General features: G+C 73.6%; 17 protein-coding genes. 7 read left to right on the forward strand and 10 right to left on the reverse strand.

The genetic code is table 11. The features are described 5' to 3' along the window. Positions 1-4: 4 nt before the first annotated feature. From ACFQTY_RS17110 to ACFQTY_RS17120, 3 genes are all read right to left on the reverse strand, one after another. On the reverse strand, positions 5-616 hold the full coding sequence (locus ACFQTY_RS17110) for a PadR family transcriptional regulator (RefSeq protein WP_378103086.1): 612 nt from the start codon (positions 614-616) through the stop codon (positions 5-7). Then, positions 616-1428, reverse strand: coding sequence for a DUF4097 domain-containing protein (locus ACFQTY_RS17115; protein ID WP_378102966.1), 813 nt, complete (start codon positions 1426-1428; stop codon positions 616-618). The genes ACFQTY_RS17110 and ACFQTY_RS17115 overlap by 1 nt, the downstream gene beginning before the upstream one ends. A 176-nt stretch (positions 1429-1604) precedes the next feature. After that, a complete protein-coding gene (locus ACFQTY_RS17120) occupies positions 1605-2693 on the reverse strand; it encodes a type IV pilus twitching motility protein PilT (RefSeq protein ID WP_337975026.1) in 1089 nt (362 codons plus the stop codon). A 165-nt stretch (positions 2694-2858) separates the two neighbouring features. Here ACFQTY_RS17120 and ACFQTY_RS17125 point away from each other — a divergent pair, with 165 nt between their 5' ends. Beyond that, positions 2859-2933: a 50S ribosomal protein bL37 gene (locus tag ACFQTY_RS17125; protein WP_378103088.1), complete on the forward strand. Its 75-nt coding sequence runs from the start codon at positions 2859-2861 to the stop codon at positions 2931-2933. Between the two features lie 120 nt (positions 2934-3053). On the opposite strand, the gene rsrA is transcribed toward ACFQTY_RS17125, so the two are convergent. Continuing rightward, positions 3054-3359, reverse strand: coding sequence for a mycothiol system anti-sigma-R factor (rsrA, locus tag ACFQTY_RS17130; RefSeq protein WP_378102969.1), 306 nt, complete (start codon positions 3357-3359; stop codon positions 3054-3056). Between the two features lie 2 nt (positions 3360-3361). Further along, positions 3362-4120, reverse strand: a complete 759-nt coding sequence (locus tag ACFQTY_RS17135) for a sigma-70 family RNA polymerase sigma factor (protein ID WP_378102972.1) — start codon at positions 4118-4120, stop codon at positions 3362-3364. A gap of 95 nt (positions 4121-4215) precedes the next feature. Between ACFQTY_RS17135 and ACFQTY_RS17140 the strand changes: the two genes are divergently transcribed. The 4 genes from ACFQTY_RS17140 to hisN all read left to right on the forward strand — a co-directional run bounded on the left by ACFQTY_RS17140 (position 4216) and on the right by hisN (position 8138). Next, the gene (locus ACFQTY_RS17140) at positions 4216-4809 is read left to right on the forward strand and encodes a DoxX family protein (protein ID WP_378102975.1); all 594 of its coding nucleotides are present in this window, start codon (positions 4216-4218) and stop codon (positions 4807-4809) included. Positions 4810-4863: 54 nt separating this feature from the next. After that, positions 4864-6177: a 3-phosphoshikimate 1-carboxyvinyltransferase gene (gene aroA / locus ACFQTY_RS17145; RefSeq protein WP_378102978.1), complete on the forward strand. Its 1314-nt coding sequence runs from the start codon at positions 4864-4866 to the stop codon at positions 6175-6177. Beyond that, a complete protein-coding gene (gene rsgA, locus ACFQTY_RS17150; RefSeq protein WP_378102980.1) occupies positions 6177-7238 on the forward strand; it encodes a ribosome small subunit-dependent GTPase A in 1062 nt (353 codons plus the stop codon). The genes aroA and rsgA overlap by 1 nt, the downstream gene beginning before the upstream one ends. 96 nt (positions 7239-7334) lie before the next feature. Further along, a complete protein-coding gene (hisN, locus tag ACFQTY_RS17155) occupies positions 7335-8138 on the forward strand; it encodes a histidinol-phosphatase (RefSeq protein ID WP_378102984.1) in 804 nt (267 codons plus the stop codon). A 42-nt stretch (positions 8139-8180) separates the two neighbouring features. On the opposite strand, the gene ACFQTY_RS17160 is transcribed toward hisN, so the two are convergent. From ACFQTY_RS17160 to ACFQTY_RS17180, 5 genes are read right to left on the reverse strand one after another with little or no spacing between them, the layout of a single operon-like run. After that, entirely contained in the window at positions 8181-8936 is a 756-nt protein-coding gene (locus ACFQTY_RS17160) for an HAD family hydrolase (RefSeq protein ID WP_378102987.1), read from the reverse strand. Next, positions 8933-10429 carry a glutamate--tRNA ligase gene (gene gltX, locus ACFQTY_RS17165; RefSeq protein WP_378102990.1) on the reverse strand — a complete coding sequence of 499 codons (1497 nt, stop codon included), beginning with the start codon at positions 10427-10429 and terminating at the stop codon, positions 8933-8935. Before gltX ends, ACFQTY_RS17160 begins: the two co-directional genes overlap by 4 nt. A 42-nt stretch (positions 10430-10471) precedes the next feature. Beyond that, positions 10472-10888, reverse strand: coding sequence for a ribonuclease HI (gene rnhA / locus ACFQTY_RS17170; protein WP_378103089.1), 417 nt, complete (start codon positions 10886-10888; stop codon positions 10472-10474). 59 nt (positions 10889-10947) lie between these two features. Next, on the reverse strand, positions 10948-11730 hold the full coding sequence (locus tag ACFQTY_RS17175) for a fumarylacetoacetate hydrolase family protein (protein ID WP_378102993.1): 783 nt from the start codon (positions 11728-11730) through the stop codon (positions 10948-10950). Between the two features lie 51 nt (positions 11731-11781). Beyond that, positions 11782-12603 carry a methyltransferase domain-containing protein gene (locus ACFQTY_RS17180; RefSeq protein ID WP_378102996.1) on the reverse strand — a complete coding sequence of 274 codons (822 nt, stop codon included), beginning with the start codon at positions 12601-12603 and terminating at the stop codon, positions 11782-11784. A 94-nt stretch (positions 12604-12697) separates the two neighbouring features. Between ACFQTY_RS17180 and ACFQTY_RS17185 the strand changes: the two genes are divergently transcribed. Beyond that, a complete protein-coding gene (locus ACFQTY_RS17185; RefSeq protein WP_378102999.1) occupies positions 12698-15256 on the forward strand; it encodes a DEAD/DEAH box helicase in 2559 nt (852 codons plus the stop codon). 22 nt (positions 15257-15278) lie between these two features. Continuing rightward, positions 15279-15776 (forward strand): Cys-tRNA(Pro) deacylase, encoded by a 498-nt coding sequence (ybaK, locus tag ACFQTY_RS17190; protein ID WP_378103002.1) that lies wholly within the window; start codon positions 15279-15281, stop codon positions 15774-15776. The last annotated feature ends 15 nt before the right edge of the window (positions 15777-15791 follow it).

Raw genomic sequence — 15791 nt, forward strand, 5'->3', positions numbered from 1 at the left:
CCTGCTAGCGCGGCAGCGTGCCCCGCACCGCCCGCAGCGCCTGGTCGAGCACCGTCCCGACGGTGTCCACGGTCAGCGGGGCCACCCCCGGTCCCGCGTCCGCTCGCCGCAGGTCCGCACGCAGCTCGTCGGCGAACCGCCGCACCAGGGCGTCGGCCTCCATCCGGTTGACGTGCGACGCCGTCCGCGCCTCGTCGGCAGGGGCCGGCGGCGCCGGCACCGCGTGGGCACGGGCCTGCTGGGCGGCCGATGCGAGGTCCGCGCGCAGCCCCCGCATCGCGTCCCGCACGTCGTCCCGCAGCTGCACGGCCCGGTCGCGGACCGTCTCGGCGATGCCGGCCTCCAGGTCCGCGAGGTCGTCGCGACGGTCCTCGAGCTCGGCGCGGCCCGCCGGCGTCAGCGCGTAGGTCGTCTTGCGACCCTCGTCCGTCCGCACGACGAGCCCCTCCTCCTCGAGCCGGGCGAGCCGCGGGTACACCGTGCCCGCGCTCGGTCGGTACGTGCCGCCGAACCGGTCCGAGAGCGCCGTGATCAGCTCGTACCCGTGCCGGGGACCGTCCTCGAGCAGCGCGAGCAGGTACAGGCGCAGCTGACCGTGGGCGAACACCGAGGCCATCATGCGGTGGCCGCGACGCCGCGCAGCACGGTGACGTGCCCGGACACCGTGTTGGCCGTCAGGTAGCAGCTGCCGTCGCCGGAGCTGAGGTCCACGGACTTCTGGCCCGGCGACGTGCCCTTGTACTCCTGCCCGTCCACCACCAGCCGTCCCGAGACGGTGTGCGCCGTCGCCCGCAGCCCCTTGTCGAGCGGCAGCCGGACGGTGACGTCGCCCGAGACCGAGCTGACGGTGAACGACGACGCCTCGGCGGCGGTGTCGAGCGTCAGGGCGCCGGACACCGTCGTCCCCTGCACCACGACGAGCTGGCCGGACGCCGCCACGTCGCCGGACACGCTGGTGATCCGCAGGTCGCCACGGTGGTCCCGCACGGCGATCTCGCCGGACACCGCGTTGGCGCTCAGCCGCCCGCGCGTGCCGTCCACGACGACCGACCCGGACACCGTCGAGACCGCGCAGTCCTGCTGCACGCCCGCGAGCAGGCCGTCGGCGCTCACCGTGCCCAGGCGCACCGCGATCTCCCGCGGGACCGCCACGTGCACGTCGGCCCGGTCCCGGCCACGGAAGTTCCGCACCGTCTCCAGGAACCCCTCCCAGCCGCCGAGCGTGAACGCGTACCCGACGCGCAGCTCGCCGTCGGACAGCGTCACCTCGAGCGGACGGCCGTCGACGGAGTGCACCTCGAGCCGCACGCCCGGCTCGTCGTGCGCGACGACGTCGACCCGTCCCGCCACCAGCCCGACCCGGACGGCGGTGACCTGCTCCAGCTCGATCACGCGCGGCCCGTCGACCACCCAGGACTCCGTGGGCATGACCCCTCCTCAGCCTCGCGATATATCTCGTCGAGGCTCACGATATATCGCGTCTTGCGGCGGGACAAGGGCCGCGTGAGGTGCCGGGGACGCGAGAGCCCGCACCGGGCCGTGCTGCGGCCGAGGGTGCGGGCTCCGTGCGAGCTACGTGCGCGATCCGAGGGGCGAACGCGCGGTCAGACGACGACGCCGGCGGCCTTGAGCTCCACCGTGAGGTCGTGCGGGTTCGACGAGGCCGCGAGCGCCTCCTCGTAGGTGATGACGTCGTCACGGACCAGGCTGAACAGGTGCCGGTCGAAGGTCTGCATCTTGTAGAACTCACCGTCGCGGATCAGATCGATCAGCGGCGGGTTGTCCAGAGGCTCGACGATCGCCTCGGCCGTGCGGCCGGTGTTCACCATCACCTCGACGGCAGGACGCCGGCCGGTGCCGTCCGCCTTGCGGACGAGCCGCTGAGAGACGATCCCGCGCAGGGACTGGGACAAGGCGATGCGGATCTGCTTCTGCTCGTGCGGCGGGAAGAAGTCGACGATCCGGTTGATCGTCTCCGGCGCGTCGATGGTGTGCAGCGTCGACATGACGAGGTGGCCGGTCTCCGCGGCGGACAGGGCGGCGCGGACCGTCTCCTGGTCGCGCATCTCGCCCACCAGGATCACGTCGGGGTCCTGCCGCATCGCGGCGCGCAGCGCCACCGCGAAGTCGGCCGTGTCCTGGCGCACCTCACGCTGGGAGACGATCGCCTTCTTGTCCGAGTGCAGGATCTCGATCGGGTCCTCGATGGTGATGATGTTCACCTCGCGGTACGAGTTCACCAGGTCGACCATCGACGCCAGCGTCGTCGTCTTGCCGGAGCCCGTCGGGCCGGTCACCAGCACCAGGCCGCGAGGCTCGAGCGCGAGCTCCCCCACCACCTCGGGCAGCCCCAGCTCGCTCAGCGACTGGGCCCCGACTGCGACCCGCCGGAAGACGAGCCCGTACGCACCGCGAGCCTGGTAGGCGTTGACGCGGAACCGCCCTACGCCGGGCAGGGAGTAGGCGAAGTCGGCCTCGCGGGAGCGCCGGAACACCTCGACGAGGTCGTCCGGCAGCACCTCCTCGAGCATCCGCTCGGTGTCCGCGGGGGTGAGCTCGGGCGCCTGCAGCTTGCGCAGCCGGCCGTCGACGCGCACGCGCGGCGCCGAGCCGACCTTGCAGTGCAGGTCGGAGCCGCCCGTGCTGGCCAGCGCGTGCAGGAACGGGATGACGGACTGGATCTGCGCGCTCACCCTGCGGTCATCGGCTGGCGGGCTCGCCGACTTGAGCCTCCGCCGCCGGCGCAGGTACCCCACCCTCGCCGCGAACGAGCCTCCTCGTCCGGTGTGGGACCATGGACGACGACGTCGCGCACCGCCGTGCGCCGCAGCCGTACCCCCAGCCGAGGAGAGAACCCGATGAGCAAGCGTGGTCGCAAGCGCAAGTCCCGCGCCGGCAGCGCCGCCAACCACGGCAAGCGCCCCAACGCCTGAGCCGTGATGCACGCGAGGCCCCGACCGTCCGGTCGGGGCCTTCGTCGTCTGTGCTCCCGCTGACCGTCCGCGGACCAGGGGCGCGGCAGCGCTGCGGCGCTGGAGCGTCAGGCGGTGCCGTCAGGCCTGCGGCTCGGCCCCGCCGCGCAGCAGCGTCTGGTGGATCCGGACGCGCAGCGTCTCCGGCGCCGACTCCTGGCAGCCGCGACGCACGACCGTCTTGAGCACCACGTCGATCCCGTACTCCTCGAGGCACGGCGTGCACTCGGCGAGGTGCTCGCGCAGCTCGTCGGCCTCGCTGACGTCGAGCTCGTGGTCGACGTACGACCAGAGGCGCTCGACGGCCGCCGCGCAGGGGTCGTCCTCGGCGTGCGTGTGCTGACCGAGCTCGGGCCGGGCCTCGTCGTCCGGCTGCAGGTGCGTCATCGTCATGCCTCCGGTGCGGCGGGGCCGCTCGGCACCAGCCCGCGGTCGCGGGCGTAGTCGTGCAGCAGCTCCCGCAGCTGTGCCCGGCCACGGTGCAGCCGGGACATCACTGTTCCGATGGGAGTGCCCATGATCTCGGCGATCTCCTTGTACGCGAAGCCCTCGACGTCCGCGTAGTACACGGCCATCCGGAAGTCCTCGGGCAGGCGCTGGAGGGCGTCCTTCACGTCCGAGTCGGGCAGGTGGTCGAGGGCCTCGGCCTCGGCCGAGCGCAGCCCGGTCGACGTGTGCGACTCCGCGCGCGCCAGCTGCCAGTCCTCGACCTCCTCGGCGTGGGACTGCTGCGGCTCCCGCTGCTTCTTGCGGTACGAGTTGATGTAGGTGTTGGTGAGGATGCGGTACAGCCACGCCTTGAGGTTGGTCCCGGGACGGTACTGGTGGAACGCGGCGAACGCCTTGGCGAACGTCTCCTGCACCAGGTCCTCGGCGTCCGCAGGGTTGCGCGTCATCCGCAGGGCAGCGCCGTACATCTGGTCGAGGTAGACCAGAGCCTCGGCCTCGAACCGCTCGGCGCGCGCGGAGTCGCCCTCGCCCTGGGGGGCCCGCGTGGTGTCGTCGCTCATCGGCGCCGAGCCTAGCCGTCGCACCTGGACGTCCGCCGAGTACGGGGCCCACACGGCCGTCGTCGCGACCGGTGGGATGCCGAGCACCTCGTCCGTGGAGCGGTCTGCCGCACGGGGGCGGTCGAGCACACAGGTCATGGTTGCTGCAACACCGGCGCCCGGCGGGGTCATTCCCCCGGCGCTAGCGTGGGCGTACGCACCGGCGTCGGTGCGCGGTCCCGAGGAGGTCTGCCGTGCTGCTGCGCCGCGTCGCCCGTCCGATGTTCGCCTCGTGGTTCCTGGTCGAGGGCCTCGACGCCGTGCGGCATCCCTCCTCCCACGCGGCCGCGGCGCGCGAGGGTGTCACGGCGCTGCGAGCACGCCTGGCGCGGTACGCGCACCTGAGCGGCGCCGAGCGCGTGCTCGACGACCGCTACGGCGTGGACGTGCAGGCCGTGCTCGACCAGGCGCTCGGCCGTGAGCTCAGCGACCGGCAGCTGACCACCGCGGTGCGGCTGCACGGAGCCGCGATGCTGGTCGCCGGCGGGATGCTGGCCACCGGACGTGCCCCGCGGACCTCCGCGCTGGCGCTGGCCGCGCTCGCGGCACCGGTCGCCCTGGTCAACGCGCCGGCGGGCCGCGGCGTGACGGTCGCGACCCTCGACCAGCCGAGCGCGCGTGCCGTGCGGCGACGCCGGTTCTGGTCCGCGGTGTCCGCCACCGGCGGTGCGCTGCTGGCGGCGGCGGACCACGAAGGCCGACCGGGGCTGGCGTGGCGCTGGCAGAACGCCTGGGACACCCGCGCAGCAGTCAAGGACGCGGTGCGCGAGGCGACGGCCGACGACTGACGGGCGGCGCGGACCGGCCGCTGAGGTGGACGACCCCGCCGGTACCCTGCAGCCATGACCGACGCCCTCCGGCCAGCGCCTCGGCCAGCACCCTGGCCAGCACCCTCCGCCGTCGGTCCGCTCGACGCGGTCGTCGAGGTGCCCGGCTCGAAGTCCTTGTCCAACCGGTACCTGGTCCTCGCGGCGCTCGCCTCCGGGCCGAGCCGCCTGCACGGTGTGCTGCAGTCCCGCGACACCCGCCTGATGGCGGCGGCGCTCGGTGCCCTGGGCAGCCGGGTGGTCGAGGAGGACGGCGACTGGCTGGTGGACCCCGGGCCCGTCCTGGGGGGTGTGACGGTGGAGTGCGGGCTGGCCGGCACGGTGATGCGGTTCCTGCCGCCCGTTGCCGCGCTGGCCGACGGAGCCGTGCACTTCGACGGTGACGCGCAGGCGCGCGTGCGGCCGATGGGTCCCGTGCTGGACGCCCTGCGGGCGCTCGGCGTGCACGTCGAGCAGCAGGGCGAGCCCGGCCGGCTCCCGTTCACGGTGCGGGGCCACGGAGCGGTGGACGGCGGTCAGGTGGACGTCGACGCCAGCGGCTCCAGCCAGTTCGTCTCCGGGCTGCTGCTGGCCGGCGCGCGCTACCGGGACGGGCTGACGGTCCGGCACACCGGACCGACGCTGCCGTCCCTGCCGCACATCGAGATGACGGTCGAGGTGCTGCGCGCCGCGGGCGTGCGCGTCGACGACTCCCGGCCGGCGATCTGGCAGGTGCTGCCGGGAACGATCGAGGGTCGGGACGTCCGGGTCGAGCCGGACCTGTCGAACGCCGCACCGTTCCTGGCCGCCGCGCTGGTGACCGGCGGGACGGTGTCCGTGCCCGGCTGGCCGGCGACCACCACCCAGCCCGGAGCCCTGCTGCCGGACATCCTGACGAGCATGGGCGGCACCGCGACGCTCGTGGGCGACGTGCTGACGGTCGGCGGCACGGGTGCCGTGCACGGGGTCGACCTCGACCTGCGTGCGGCGTCCGAGCTCGCCACGACGGTGGCCGCGCTGGCGGTCCTCGCCGACTCCCCCACGCGGCTGCGCGGGATCGGGCACATGCGCGGTCACGAGACCGACCGCCTGGCAGCGCTGGCCGCCGAGATCACGGGCCTCGGCGGACGGGCCGAGCAGACGTCGGACGGACTGGTCATCACCCCGCGCCCGCTGACGGGCGGGGCCTGGCACAGCTACGCCGACCACCGGATGGCGACCGCGGGTGCGCTGATCGGGCTGGCAGTCCCGGGGGTCGACGTGGACGACGTCGCGACCACCGCCAAGACGATCCCCGACTTCGTCGGGATGTGGACCGCGATGCTGGCCGGGAACGGGACGCCTGCCTGATGGCGGCGCGGCGGTACGACGAGTCGGACGTCCGGGTACGCCCCGGCCGCGGCTCTCGGCCGCGGACCAAGCAGCGGCCCGAGCACGCCGACGCACGGGTCGGCATGGTCACCGGCGTGGACCGCGGCCGGTACGCGGTGCTGGTCGACCTGGGTGGTCCTGACGAGCAGCACGTGGTGGCGATGAAGGCACGCGAGCTCGGCCGCGAGCGCGTGGTGCCGGGCGACCTGGTCGACGTCGTCGGCGACACGTCCGGCGACGCGGGCACGCTGGCCCGCATCGTGCGCATCGGGGAGCGCCGGACGGTGCTGCGCCGGACGGCGGACGACACCGACCCCGTCGAGCGGGTCATCGTCGCGAACGCGGACCAGCTGGTGATCGTCACGGCGCTCGCCGACCCCGAACCCCGCCCGCGGATGATCGACCGGTGCGTGGTGGCGGCGTACGACGCCGGCATGTCGGCGGTGCTGATGCTGACGAAGGCCGACCTGGCCGACCCGGCTCCCCTCAGCGCGATGTACACGCCCGTGGGCGTCCGGGTGCTGGTGACCGGCATGGACGGCGACCGGCTGGTGTCCGGCCTCGAGGACGTCCGCGCGGTGCTCGCGGGCAAGGTGTCGGTGCTCGTCGGCCACTCGGGCGTGGGCAAGTCCACGCTGGTGAACGCCCTGGTGCCCGGGGCGTACCGCGCGACGGGCGCGGTGAACGACACCACGGGACGCGGCCGGCACACCTCCTCCTCGGCGATCGCGCTGCGGGTCCCGGGCGACGGGCCCGTCACGTGGGTGGTCGACACGCCCGGGGTGCGCTCGTTCGGCCTCGCCCACGTGGAACCGGCCCACCTGCTCGCGGCGTTCGCCGACCTGGCCGAGGTCGCCGAGGCGTGCCCGCGCGGGTGCACGCACGCCGGCGACGCCCCGGACTGCGCGCTGGACGACTGGGTGTCCGCCGCGCCGGACGACGTCGCACGTGCGGCTCGCGCAGCGCGGCTCGACTCGTTCCGCCGCCTGCTCGCGGCGCGCACGGGCACCGCCGAACCGGACGACCGCACCGAACGCTGACGCGCCGCGCCGGACCGGCGCCCTGGGCCTGCCACCCGGCGCGCTAGCGTGACGGCGACGCGGCCGACCGGCGCCGCCGACCGGAGGGACTCCACGATGGGCTCGCGCCCCGGGTACGACGACGACCTGCGACTGGCCCACGTGATCGCCGACCAGGTGGACGCGCTGACCATGGAGCGGTTCCGCGCCCAGGACCTGCACGTCGAGACGAAGCCCGACCTGACGCCGGTCACGGACGCGGACCGCTCGGCGGAGGAGCTGGTCCGCTCCCAGCTGTCGCGGACGCGGCCCCGGGACGCCGTGCACGGCGAGGAGCTGGCGGACACCGGCCACGGGCCGCGGCGCTGGGTGGTGGACCCGATCGACGGCACCAAGAACTTCGTGCGGGGTGTCCCGGTGTGGGCGACGCTGCTCGCGCTGATGGAGGGCGACGACGTGGTGCTGGGCGTGGTCAGCGCCCCCGCCCTGAACCGGCGCTGGTGGGCGGCCACCGGCTCGGGAGCCTGGACTGGACGGTCGCTCGCCGCCGCGCGGCAGATCCACGTCTCCGCCGTCGACCGGCTCTCCGACGCCTCGCTCTCCTACTCCAGCCTCTCGGGCTGGGAGGAGCACGGCCGGCTGCCGGCGTTCCTCGACCTGACCCGGAAGGTGTGGCGCACCCGTGCCTACGGCGACTTCTGGTCGCACGTGCTCGTCGCGGAGGGCGCCGTGGACGTCTCGGCGGAGCCGGAGCTCGCGCTGCACGACATGGCGGCCCTGGTGCCGATCGTCACCGAGGCGGGCGGCCGGTTCACCTCCGTGCGGGGCGTGCCGGGTCCGCTCGGCGGCTCCGCGCTGGTGACCAACGGACGCCTGCACGACGAGGTGCTCGAGCTGCTGGACCCGCTGCCCGGTCGCTGACCGGCGGCGGCCCCGCCGTTGCCCCGCCGCTGACCGGTCCGCTCAGACGCCGAGCGCCTCGGGCAGCTCCGCAAGGCTGTGGATCACCAGCACGTCCGCGTCGACGATCTGCTGCTCGGACACCGGGACGCGCCGCCCACCCGGGCGGTCCACCCAGACGCCGAGCAGGCCCGCCTCGGCAGCCGCCACCGCGTCGACGTCGAGCTCGTCGCCCACGTAGGCGGTGCGTGCGGGCTCGGTGCCGAGCAGCCTGCAGGCCTCGAGGAACACCGACGGGTCCGGCTTCCCGACGCCGAGCGTGTCGATCCCCACCAGCATCGGGACCCGGTCGAGGAAGCCCGTCCGCGCCAGCTTGTCGGTCTGGTAGGCGACGTGCGCGTTCGACAGGGCGCCGACCTGCAGTCCCGCCGCCAGCAGGTGGTCGATCACCGTGGACGCCTCCGGGTGGGCGGCCCAGGCCGCGGTGAAGCCGCCCTCGAACACCTGGTCCCAGGCCTCGAAGGCGGCGTCGTCCAGCTCCGGGCCGCCGAACAGCGCGTGCAGCTCGTTCGCCCGCGCCATGCGCTGCTCGCGGTGACCGGTCTCCCCGCGGGTGTACGCCCGGTAGTGACCGCTGGCGTCGGCCCGCCAGGTCGCCAGCACCTCCGGCAGCCGTTCGGGCGGCAGGTCGGGCAGGTAGCGGTGGGCGATCACCTGGAACGCGGCGCGGAACGCGCCGCGGGTGTCCACCAGGGTGTCGTCGATGTCGAACAGCACGCCGTCCAGCCGTGCGCCCGCGCGCGGCGCGACAGCCGTCACAGCGCCGCCCGCAGCGCGGCCAGACGCGCCAGCGTGGCGTCGCGGCCGAGGATCTCCATCGACTCGAACAGCGGCGGCGACACCCGCCGACCGGTCAGCGCGACCCGCAGCGGCGTGTAGGCCAGCCGGGGCTTGAGCCCGAGACCGTCGATCAGCGCCGCCTGCAGCGCATCCTGCGTGGCGGCCGTCGTGAACCCGTCGGCCCCCAGCTGCTGCAGCGCCGCGGTCGCGGCGTCCAGGATCGTCGCCGCGTCGTCCTTGAGCCCACCGCGAGCGTCGTCCTCCACCACCACCGCGTCGTCCGCGACGAAGAGGAAGCCCAGCATGCCGACGGCCTCGCCGAGGAGCGTCATGCGGGTCTGCACCAGCGGCGCCGCGGCGGTCAGCACGCCCTGCTGGTCCGCGGGCAGCTCGGCGAAGCTCGCCCCCGCCACCAGCCCGGCGGCGTGCAGGTACGGCACCAGCCGGTCGCGGAAGTCCTCGGGCTCCAGCAGGCGCACGTGCGAGGCGTTGATCGCCTCGGCCTTCTTCAGGTCGAACCGAGCGGGGTTCGGGTTGACGTTCGCGATGTCGAAGGCCTCGACCATCTCCGGCACGCTGAACACGTCGTGGTCCGGAGAGATGGACCAGCCGAGCAGCGCCAGGTAGTTGAGGAGGCCCTCGGGGGTGAACCCGCGCTCCCGGTGCAGGAAGAGGTTCGACTCGGGGTCACGCTTCGACAGCTTGCGGTTGCCCTCGCCCATCACGTACGGCAGGTGGCCGAACTGCGGCATCACCGTCGCGATGCCGAGGTCGAGCAGCGCCCGGTAGAGGACCACCTGCCGGGGGGTGGAGGCCAGCAGGTCCTCCCCGCGGAGCACGTGGGTGATGCCCATCAGCGCGTCGTCCACCGGGTTGACCAGCGGGTACAGCGGGAAGCCGTTCGCCCGGACGATCACGTAGTCGGGCACCGAACCTGCCCGGAACGTCACCTCGCCGCGGATCAGGTCGGCGAACGTCACGTCCTCGTCCGGCATCCGCAGGCGCAGCACCGGCTCACGACCCTCGGCGCGGTACGCGGCCTTCTGCTCCTCCGACAGGGCCCGGTCGAACCCGTCGTACCCGAGCTTGGGGTCGCGCCCCGCCGCCCGGTGCCGCGCCTCGATCTCCTCCGGCGTCGAGAACGACTCGTAGGCGTACCCGCCCTCGAGCAGCCGCCGGGCGACGTCCGCGTAGACGTCCATCCGCTGCGACTGCCGGTAGGGCTCGAAGGGGCCACCGACCTCGACGCCCTCGTCCCAGTCCAGGCCCAGCCAGCGCAGCGCCTCGAGCAGCTGCTGGTAGCTCTCCTCCGAGTCGCGCGCCGGGTCCGTGTCCTCGATGCGGAAGACGAACGTGCCGCCGACGTGCCGCGCGTACGCCCAGTTGAACAGCGCCGTGCGGATCAGGCCCACGTGCGGGGTTCCGGTCGGTGACGGGCAGAAACGGACTCGGATCGGGCTCGTGGGGGTCACCGGACAAGCCTATCGAGGCGCCCGCGCACGCCCTGACGCCGGTCAGGCCGACGGGACGCCCTTGTTCGCCAGCTGGTCCGCCCGCTCGTTGCCGGGGTCTCCGCGGTGACCGTGCACCCACGTCCAGCTGACCTGGTGCCGAGCGAGCTCGGCGTCCAGCTCCTGCCACAGGTCCTGGTTCTTCACCGGCTGCTTGGCACCGGTCTTCCAGCCGTTGCGCTTCCAGCCGGCGATCCACCTGGTCACGCCGTTCATCACGTACTGCGAGTCCACGTGCAGCGTCACGGTGCAGGGCCGCGTCAGCACGCGGAGCCCCTCGATCACCGCGGTGAGCTCCATGCGGTTGTTGGTGGTGAGCACCTCACCGCCGAACAGCTCGCGCTCATGGTCGCCGTAGCGCATCAGCACGCCCCAGCCACCGCGTCCCGGGTTGCCCTTGCAGGCGCCGTCGGTCCACATCTCGACGGTGGTCGGCGCGGCCGCCGCGCCGGCGGGCGGCTCGCCGACGGTTCGCTCGCTCACCGGCGCAGCACCGGGTTGCGCAGCACGCCGATCTCCTCGATCTCGACCTCGACCACGTCGCGGTGGTTCAGCGGTCCCACCCCCGCCGGGGTGCCGGTGAGGATCACGTCGCCCGGGAGCAGCGTGAACACCTCGGAGACGTAGCTGACCAGGTACGCGACGTCGAACACCATCTGCGACGTCCGGCCCGACTGGCGGGTCTCACCGTTGACGCGGGCGCTGACGGCCAGGTCGTTCACGTCGAGCCCGGGCACGATCCACGGCCCCAGCGGGCAGGACGAGTCGAACCCCTTGGCCCGGGCCCACTGCGAGTCGGTGCGCTGGATGTCGCGCGCCGTCACGTCGTTGGCGACCGTGAAGCCGAACACCTTCTCGAGGGCGCGCTCGGGGCTGACGTCCTTGGTGACCTTGCCGATCACCACGGCGAGCTCGGCCTCGTGCTCGACCTGCTGCGACCAGTCGGGCAGCACGATCGGGTCGTCCGGGCCGATCACCGAGGTGTTCGGCTTGAGGAACAGCAGCGGCGAGGTCGGCACCTCCACCCCGTGCTCGGCGGCGTGCTCGGCGTAGTTGCGGCCGACGCCGACGATCTTGGACCGCGGGATCACCGGTGCGAGCAGGCGCACCCCCTCGTCGGCGAGCGGGATGCGCTCACCGGTGGCCTGGACCGGGGTGAAGATCGGGTCGCCGGCGATGACGACGAGCTCCTCGTCACCGGGAGCCCCTTCGACGAGGGCGAAGCGGGGATCCCCGCCGGTGGTGAACCTGGCGATGCGCACGGGGCAACCCTAACCAGGCCGACGAGCCCGGGCCGACGGCACCTGCGCCGCTCAGGCCCGGGCGAGCACCTCGCCGTGCAGCACCGCGAACCAGCCGTCCTCCTGCTCGCCCCAGTCCCGCCATGCGTCGGCCAGCAGCTCCAGCCCTACCTCGTCCGCGAGCCCGTGCTGCACCGCCTGCGCGGCGAAGTTCGACGTCACGCACCGCTCCGCCCACAGGCCGGCCCACCAGCGCCGGTCGTGCGGCGTCGCGTACGACCAGACTCCGGCACCGGGCGCGATGCCGTCGGGGTCGAACCCGGCCTCGCGCACCCAGGCGAGCAGGTGCCGCCCGGCGTCCGCCTCCGCGCCGAGCGCCGAGGTGACCTCGTGGTAGAGCGCCTGCCACTCGTCGAGCCCGGGCGACGGCGGGAACCACGTCATGCCCGCGTAGTCGGAGTCCCGCACGGCGACCAGGCCGCCCGGACGCGCCACCCGCCGCATCTCGCGGAGGGCGGCGACCGGGTCGGTGAGGTGCTGCAGCAGCTGGTGGGCGTGCACCACGTCGAACGAGCCGTCCTCGAACGGCAGCTCGTAGGCGTCGGCGCTGCGGAACTCGACGTTGGTGGTGCCCCGCTCACGCGCCGTCTCGCGGGCGATGTCCACGACGGCGGCCGAGGAGTCGACGCCGACCACCGCGCCCGGCGCCAGCCGGTCGGCGAGGTCGAGCGTGATGGTGCCGGGCCCGCACCCGACGTCGAGCAGGCTCATGCCCGGCTCGAGCGACGGCAGGAGGTAGCCCGCGGAGTTCTCGGCCGTGCGCCAGCGGTGCGACCGCAGGACGCTCTCCTGGTGGCCGTGGACGTACACGTCCGGGTGCGTGGAGGTGGACACACGTCATCGTAGGCGTCGGCGGCCCCCTCGTTTCAAGAGACGGAACAGTACGTACCACGATCTGGGATCAGGGCTCTCGTGGGAGACTGGAGGGGTGACCGTCGCAGCACCGGGTCAGCGCCTCGTCGACCGGGTGCCCGCGGATCCCCATGACCCGGACGCCCTCTACGCGGCGTTCAGCGGCTGGGCTGCGGACCAGGGCCTGGCCCTGTACCCGCACCAGGAGGAGGCGCTGCTCGCCCTGGTCAGCGGCGAGCACGTGATCGTCTCCACGCCCACCGGGTCGGGCAAGTCGCTCATCGCCGCCGCCGCGCACTTCGTCGCGTTCGCGGCCGGCCGCCGCAGCGTCTACACCGCGCCGCTCAAGGCGCTGGTCAGCGAGAAGTTCTTCGCGCTGGTGCACATGTTCGGCTCCGCCAACGTCGGGATGATGACCGGCGACTCGGCAGTGAACCCGACAGCACCGATCCTGTGCTGCACGGCGGAGATCCTGGCCAATCTCGCGCTGCGCGACGGTCCGGACGCCGACGTGGCCCAGGTGGTGATGGACGAGTTCCACTTCTACGCGGACCCGCAGCGCGGCTGGGCGTGGCAGGTGCCGCTGCTCGAGCTGACGAAGGCGCAGCACGTGCTGATGTCGGCGACGCTCGGCGACGTGTCCTTCTTCGCCGAGGACCTGACCCGTCGCACCGGCCGGTCGGTGGCCGTGGTCACCAGCGTCGAGCGCCCGGTCCCCCTCACGTACTCCTACGCCGTCGAGCCGCTGCACGAGCTGCTGGACGAGCTGGTGCACACCCACCGCGCCCCGGTCTACGTCGTGCACTTCACGCAGAAGGAGGCCGTCGAGCGCGCTCAGGCGCTGCTGTCCACTCCCCTCGCTTCCCGGGAGCAGCGCGACCGCATCGCCGACGAGCTGGGCAGCTTCCGCTTCGGACCCGGCTTCGGTCGGACGCTGTCCCGCCTGTTGCGGCACGGCGTCGGCGTGCACCACGCCGGCATGCTGCCCAAGTACCGGCGCGTCGTCGAGCGGCTGACCCAGCAGGGGCTGCTGCCGGTGGTCTGCGGCACGGACACGCTCGGCGTGGGCATCAACGTGCCGATCCGCACGGTGGTGCTGACGTCGCTGGTGAAGTACGACGGCGTGCGGATGCGGCACCTGTCGGCACGGGAGTTCCACCAGATCGCCGGACGCGCCGGCCGGGCGGGGTTCGACACCGTCGGCGAGGTCGTCGTGATGGCGCCCGAGCACGTGATCGAGAACCGCAAGGCGCTGGCGAAGGCCGGTGACGATCCGCGCAAGGTACGCAAGATCGTCCGCAAGCAGGCGCCGCCCGGCCACGTGAACTGGACGGACAAGACCTTCGAACGGCTGCGGGACGCACCGCCCGAGCCGCTGACCTCGTCCTTCGCGGTGACGCACGCGATGGTGCTCAACGTGCTCGGCCGCCCCGGCGACCCCGTGGCGGCGATGACCCACCTCCTGGCGGACAACCACGAGCCCGTGGGGGCCCGCGGTCGCCACGTCCGCCGCGCCGTCGAGGTGTACCGGTCGCTGCGCGCGGCCGGCGTGCTGCAGCGCGAGTGGGTCGACGACCCGTCGGCACCCAAGGGTCGTCGCCGTGCCGTTCGCCTCACCCACGACCTGCCGCACGGCTTCGCCCTGAACCAGGCGCTGTCCCCCTTCGCCTACGCCGCCCTCGACCTGCTCGACCGCGACGACCCGGGCTACGCCCACGACGTCGTGTCCGTGATCGAGTCCACCTTGGACGACCCCCGCCAGGTGCTCGCCGCCCAGGAGAACAAGGCGCGCGGGGAGGCGGTCGCGGCGATGAAGGCGGACGGCCTCGAGTACGACGAGCGGATGGCGCTGCTCGAGGACGTCACCTACCCCCGGCCGCTGGCGGAGCTGCTGACGGCGGCCTTCGCCACCTATCGGCAGACCAACCCGTGGGTGGCCGACCTGTCCCCCGCACCGAAGTCCGTGGTCCGCGACCTGCACGAGCGCGCGATGACCTTCGCCGAGTACGTGTCGTTCTACAAGCTCGACCGCACCGAGGGCGTGCTGCTCCGCTACCTCGCCGACGCGTACCGCGCCCTGCGCCAGACCGTCCCGGAGGAGCGCCGCACCGAGGAGCTCGAGGAGATCGTCGAGTGGCTCGGCGACCTGGTCCGCCGCACCGACTCCAGCCTGCTGGACGAGTGGGAGCGGCTGGCGCACCCGGACGAGGCAGACGAGCCGGTGCCGACGACGGCCGACGAGGCGCCCCCGCCGATCACCGGCAACCCCCGCGTGTTCCGCGCCCTGGTCCGCGGCGCGCTGTTCCGTCGCGTCGAGCTGGCCGCCCGGGACGACGTCCACGGCCTGGCCGCGCTCGGCGACGTGGACGAGGAGGGCCGCCCCTGGGACGTCGACCGCTGGGCGGACGCGCTCGAGCCCTACTGGCAGGACCACGACGAGATGCTCACCGGTGCCGCGGCCCGGGGGCCGGCCCTGTTCCAGGTCACCCCGGGCGCCACGACCTGGCGCGTGCGGCAGCTGATCGACGACCCGGCGGGCGATCACGACTGGCGCATCGACGCCCTCGTCGACCTCGCGGCGAGCGACGAGGCCGGCGAGGTACGCCTGGTGGTCGAGGCCGTCGGGGCCCTGTGACGCCGCTCTACCCTGGCTGACCGTGGCACGCGCGAAGAGCGGCGGTACCGGCACCCCGGCCCTGCTGCTGCTCACCGAGACGGGGACCCCGCACACCGTGCACTCCTACGACCACGACCCCCGCACCGACCTGGGCTACGGCCTCGAGGCGGCGACCGTGCTGGGTCTCGACCCCGGCCAGGTGTTCAAGACCCTGATGGCGGAGGTGGACGGCACGCTCACGGTGGCCGTGGTGCCTGTCACCGGCATGCTCGACCTCAAGGCGCTGGCGCACGCGGTGGGTGGCAAGCGCGCGGCGATGGCCGACCGGGCCGACGCCGAGCGCGCCACCGGGTACGTGGCGGGAGGCATCTCCCCGCTCGGCCAGAAGACGCCCCACCCGACGGTGCTCGACGAGACGGTGTGGCTCTACGACCAGGTGTACGTGTCCGGCGGTCGGCGCGGTCTCGACGTCGGCCTGGCGCCGGACGACCTGGTGCGGCTGACCGACGCTCGCGTCGCCCCGATCGCCGCCGGCTGACCTGCGGACCGTCGG

The organism is Cellulomonas sp. T2.31MG-18, from assembly GCF_964266755.1.
In the GTDB taxonomy this organism is placed as follows: Bacteria; Actinomycetota; Actinomycetes; order Actinomycetales; family Cellulomonadaceae; genus Cellulomonas.

Bases quoted from the DNA above. Each gene is read 5' to 3' on its own strand.
- rsgA (WP_378102980.1), top strand. From the start codon at position 6,177: ATGGCGGCGCGGCGGTACGACGAGTCGGACGTCCGGGTACGCCCCGGC.
- ACFQTY_RS17110 (WP_378103086.1), bottom strand. From the start codon at position 616: ATGGCCTCGGTGTTCGCCCACGGTCAGCTGCGCCTGTACCTGCTCGCG.
- aroA (WP_378102978.1), top strand. From the start codon at position 4,864: ATGACCGACGCCCTCCGGCCAGCGCCTCGGCCAGCACCCTGGCCAGCA.
- hisN (WP_378102984.1), top strand. From the start codon at position 7,335: ATGGGCTCGCGCCCCGGGTACGACGACGACCTGCGACTGGCCCACGTG.
- ACFQTY_RS17135 (WP_378102972.1), bottom strand. From the start codon at position 4,120: ATGACCTGTGTGCTCGACCGCCCCCGTGCGGCAGACCGCTCCACGGAC.
- ACFQTY_RS17115 (WP_378102966.1), bottom strand. From the start codon at position 1,428: ATGCCCACGGAGTCCTGGGTGGTCGACGGGCCGCGCGTGATCGAGCTG.
- rnhA (WP_378103089.1), bottom strand. From the start codon at position 10,888: ATGTGGACCGACGGCGCCTGCAAGGGCAACCCGGGACGCGGTGGCTGG.
- rsrA (WP_378102969.1), bottom strand. From the start codon at position 3,359: ATGACGCACCTGCAGCCGGACGACGAGGCCCGGCCCGAGCTCGGTCAG.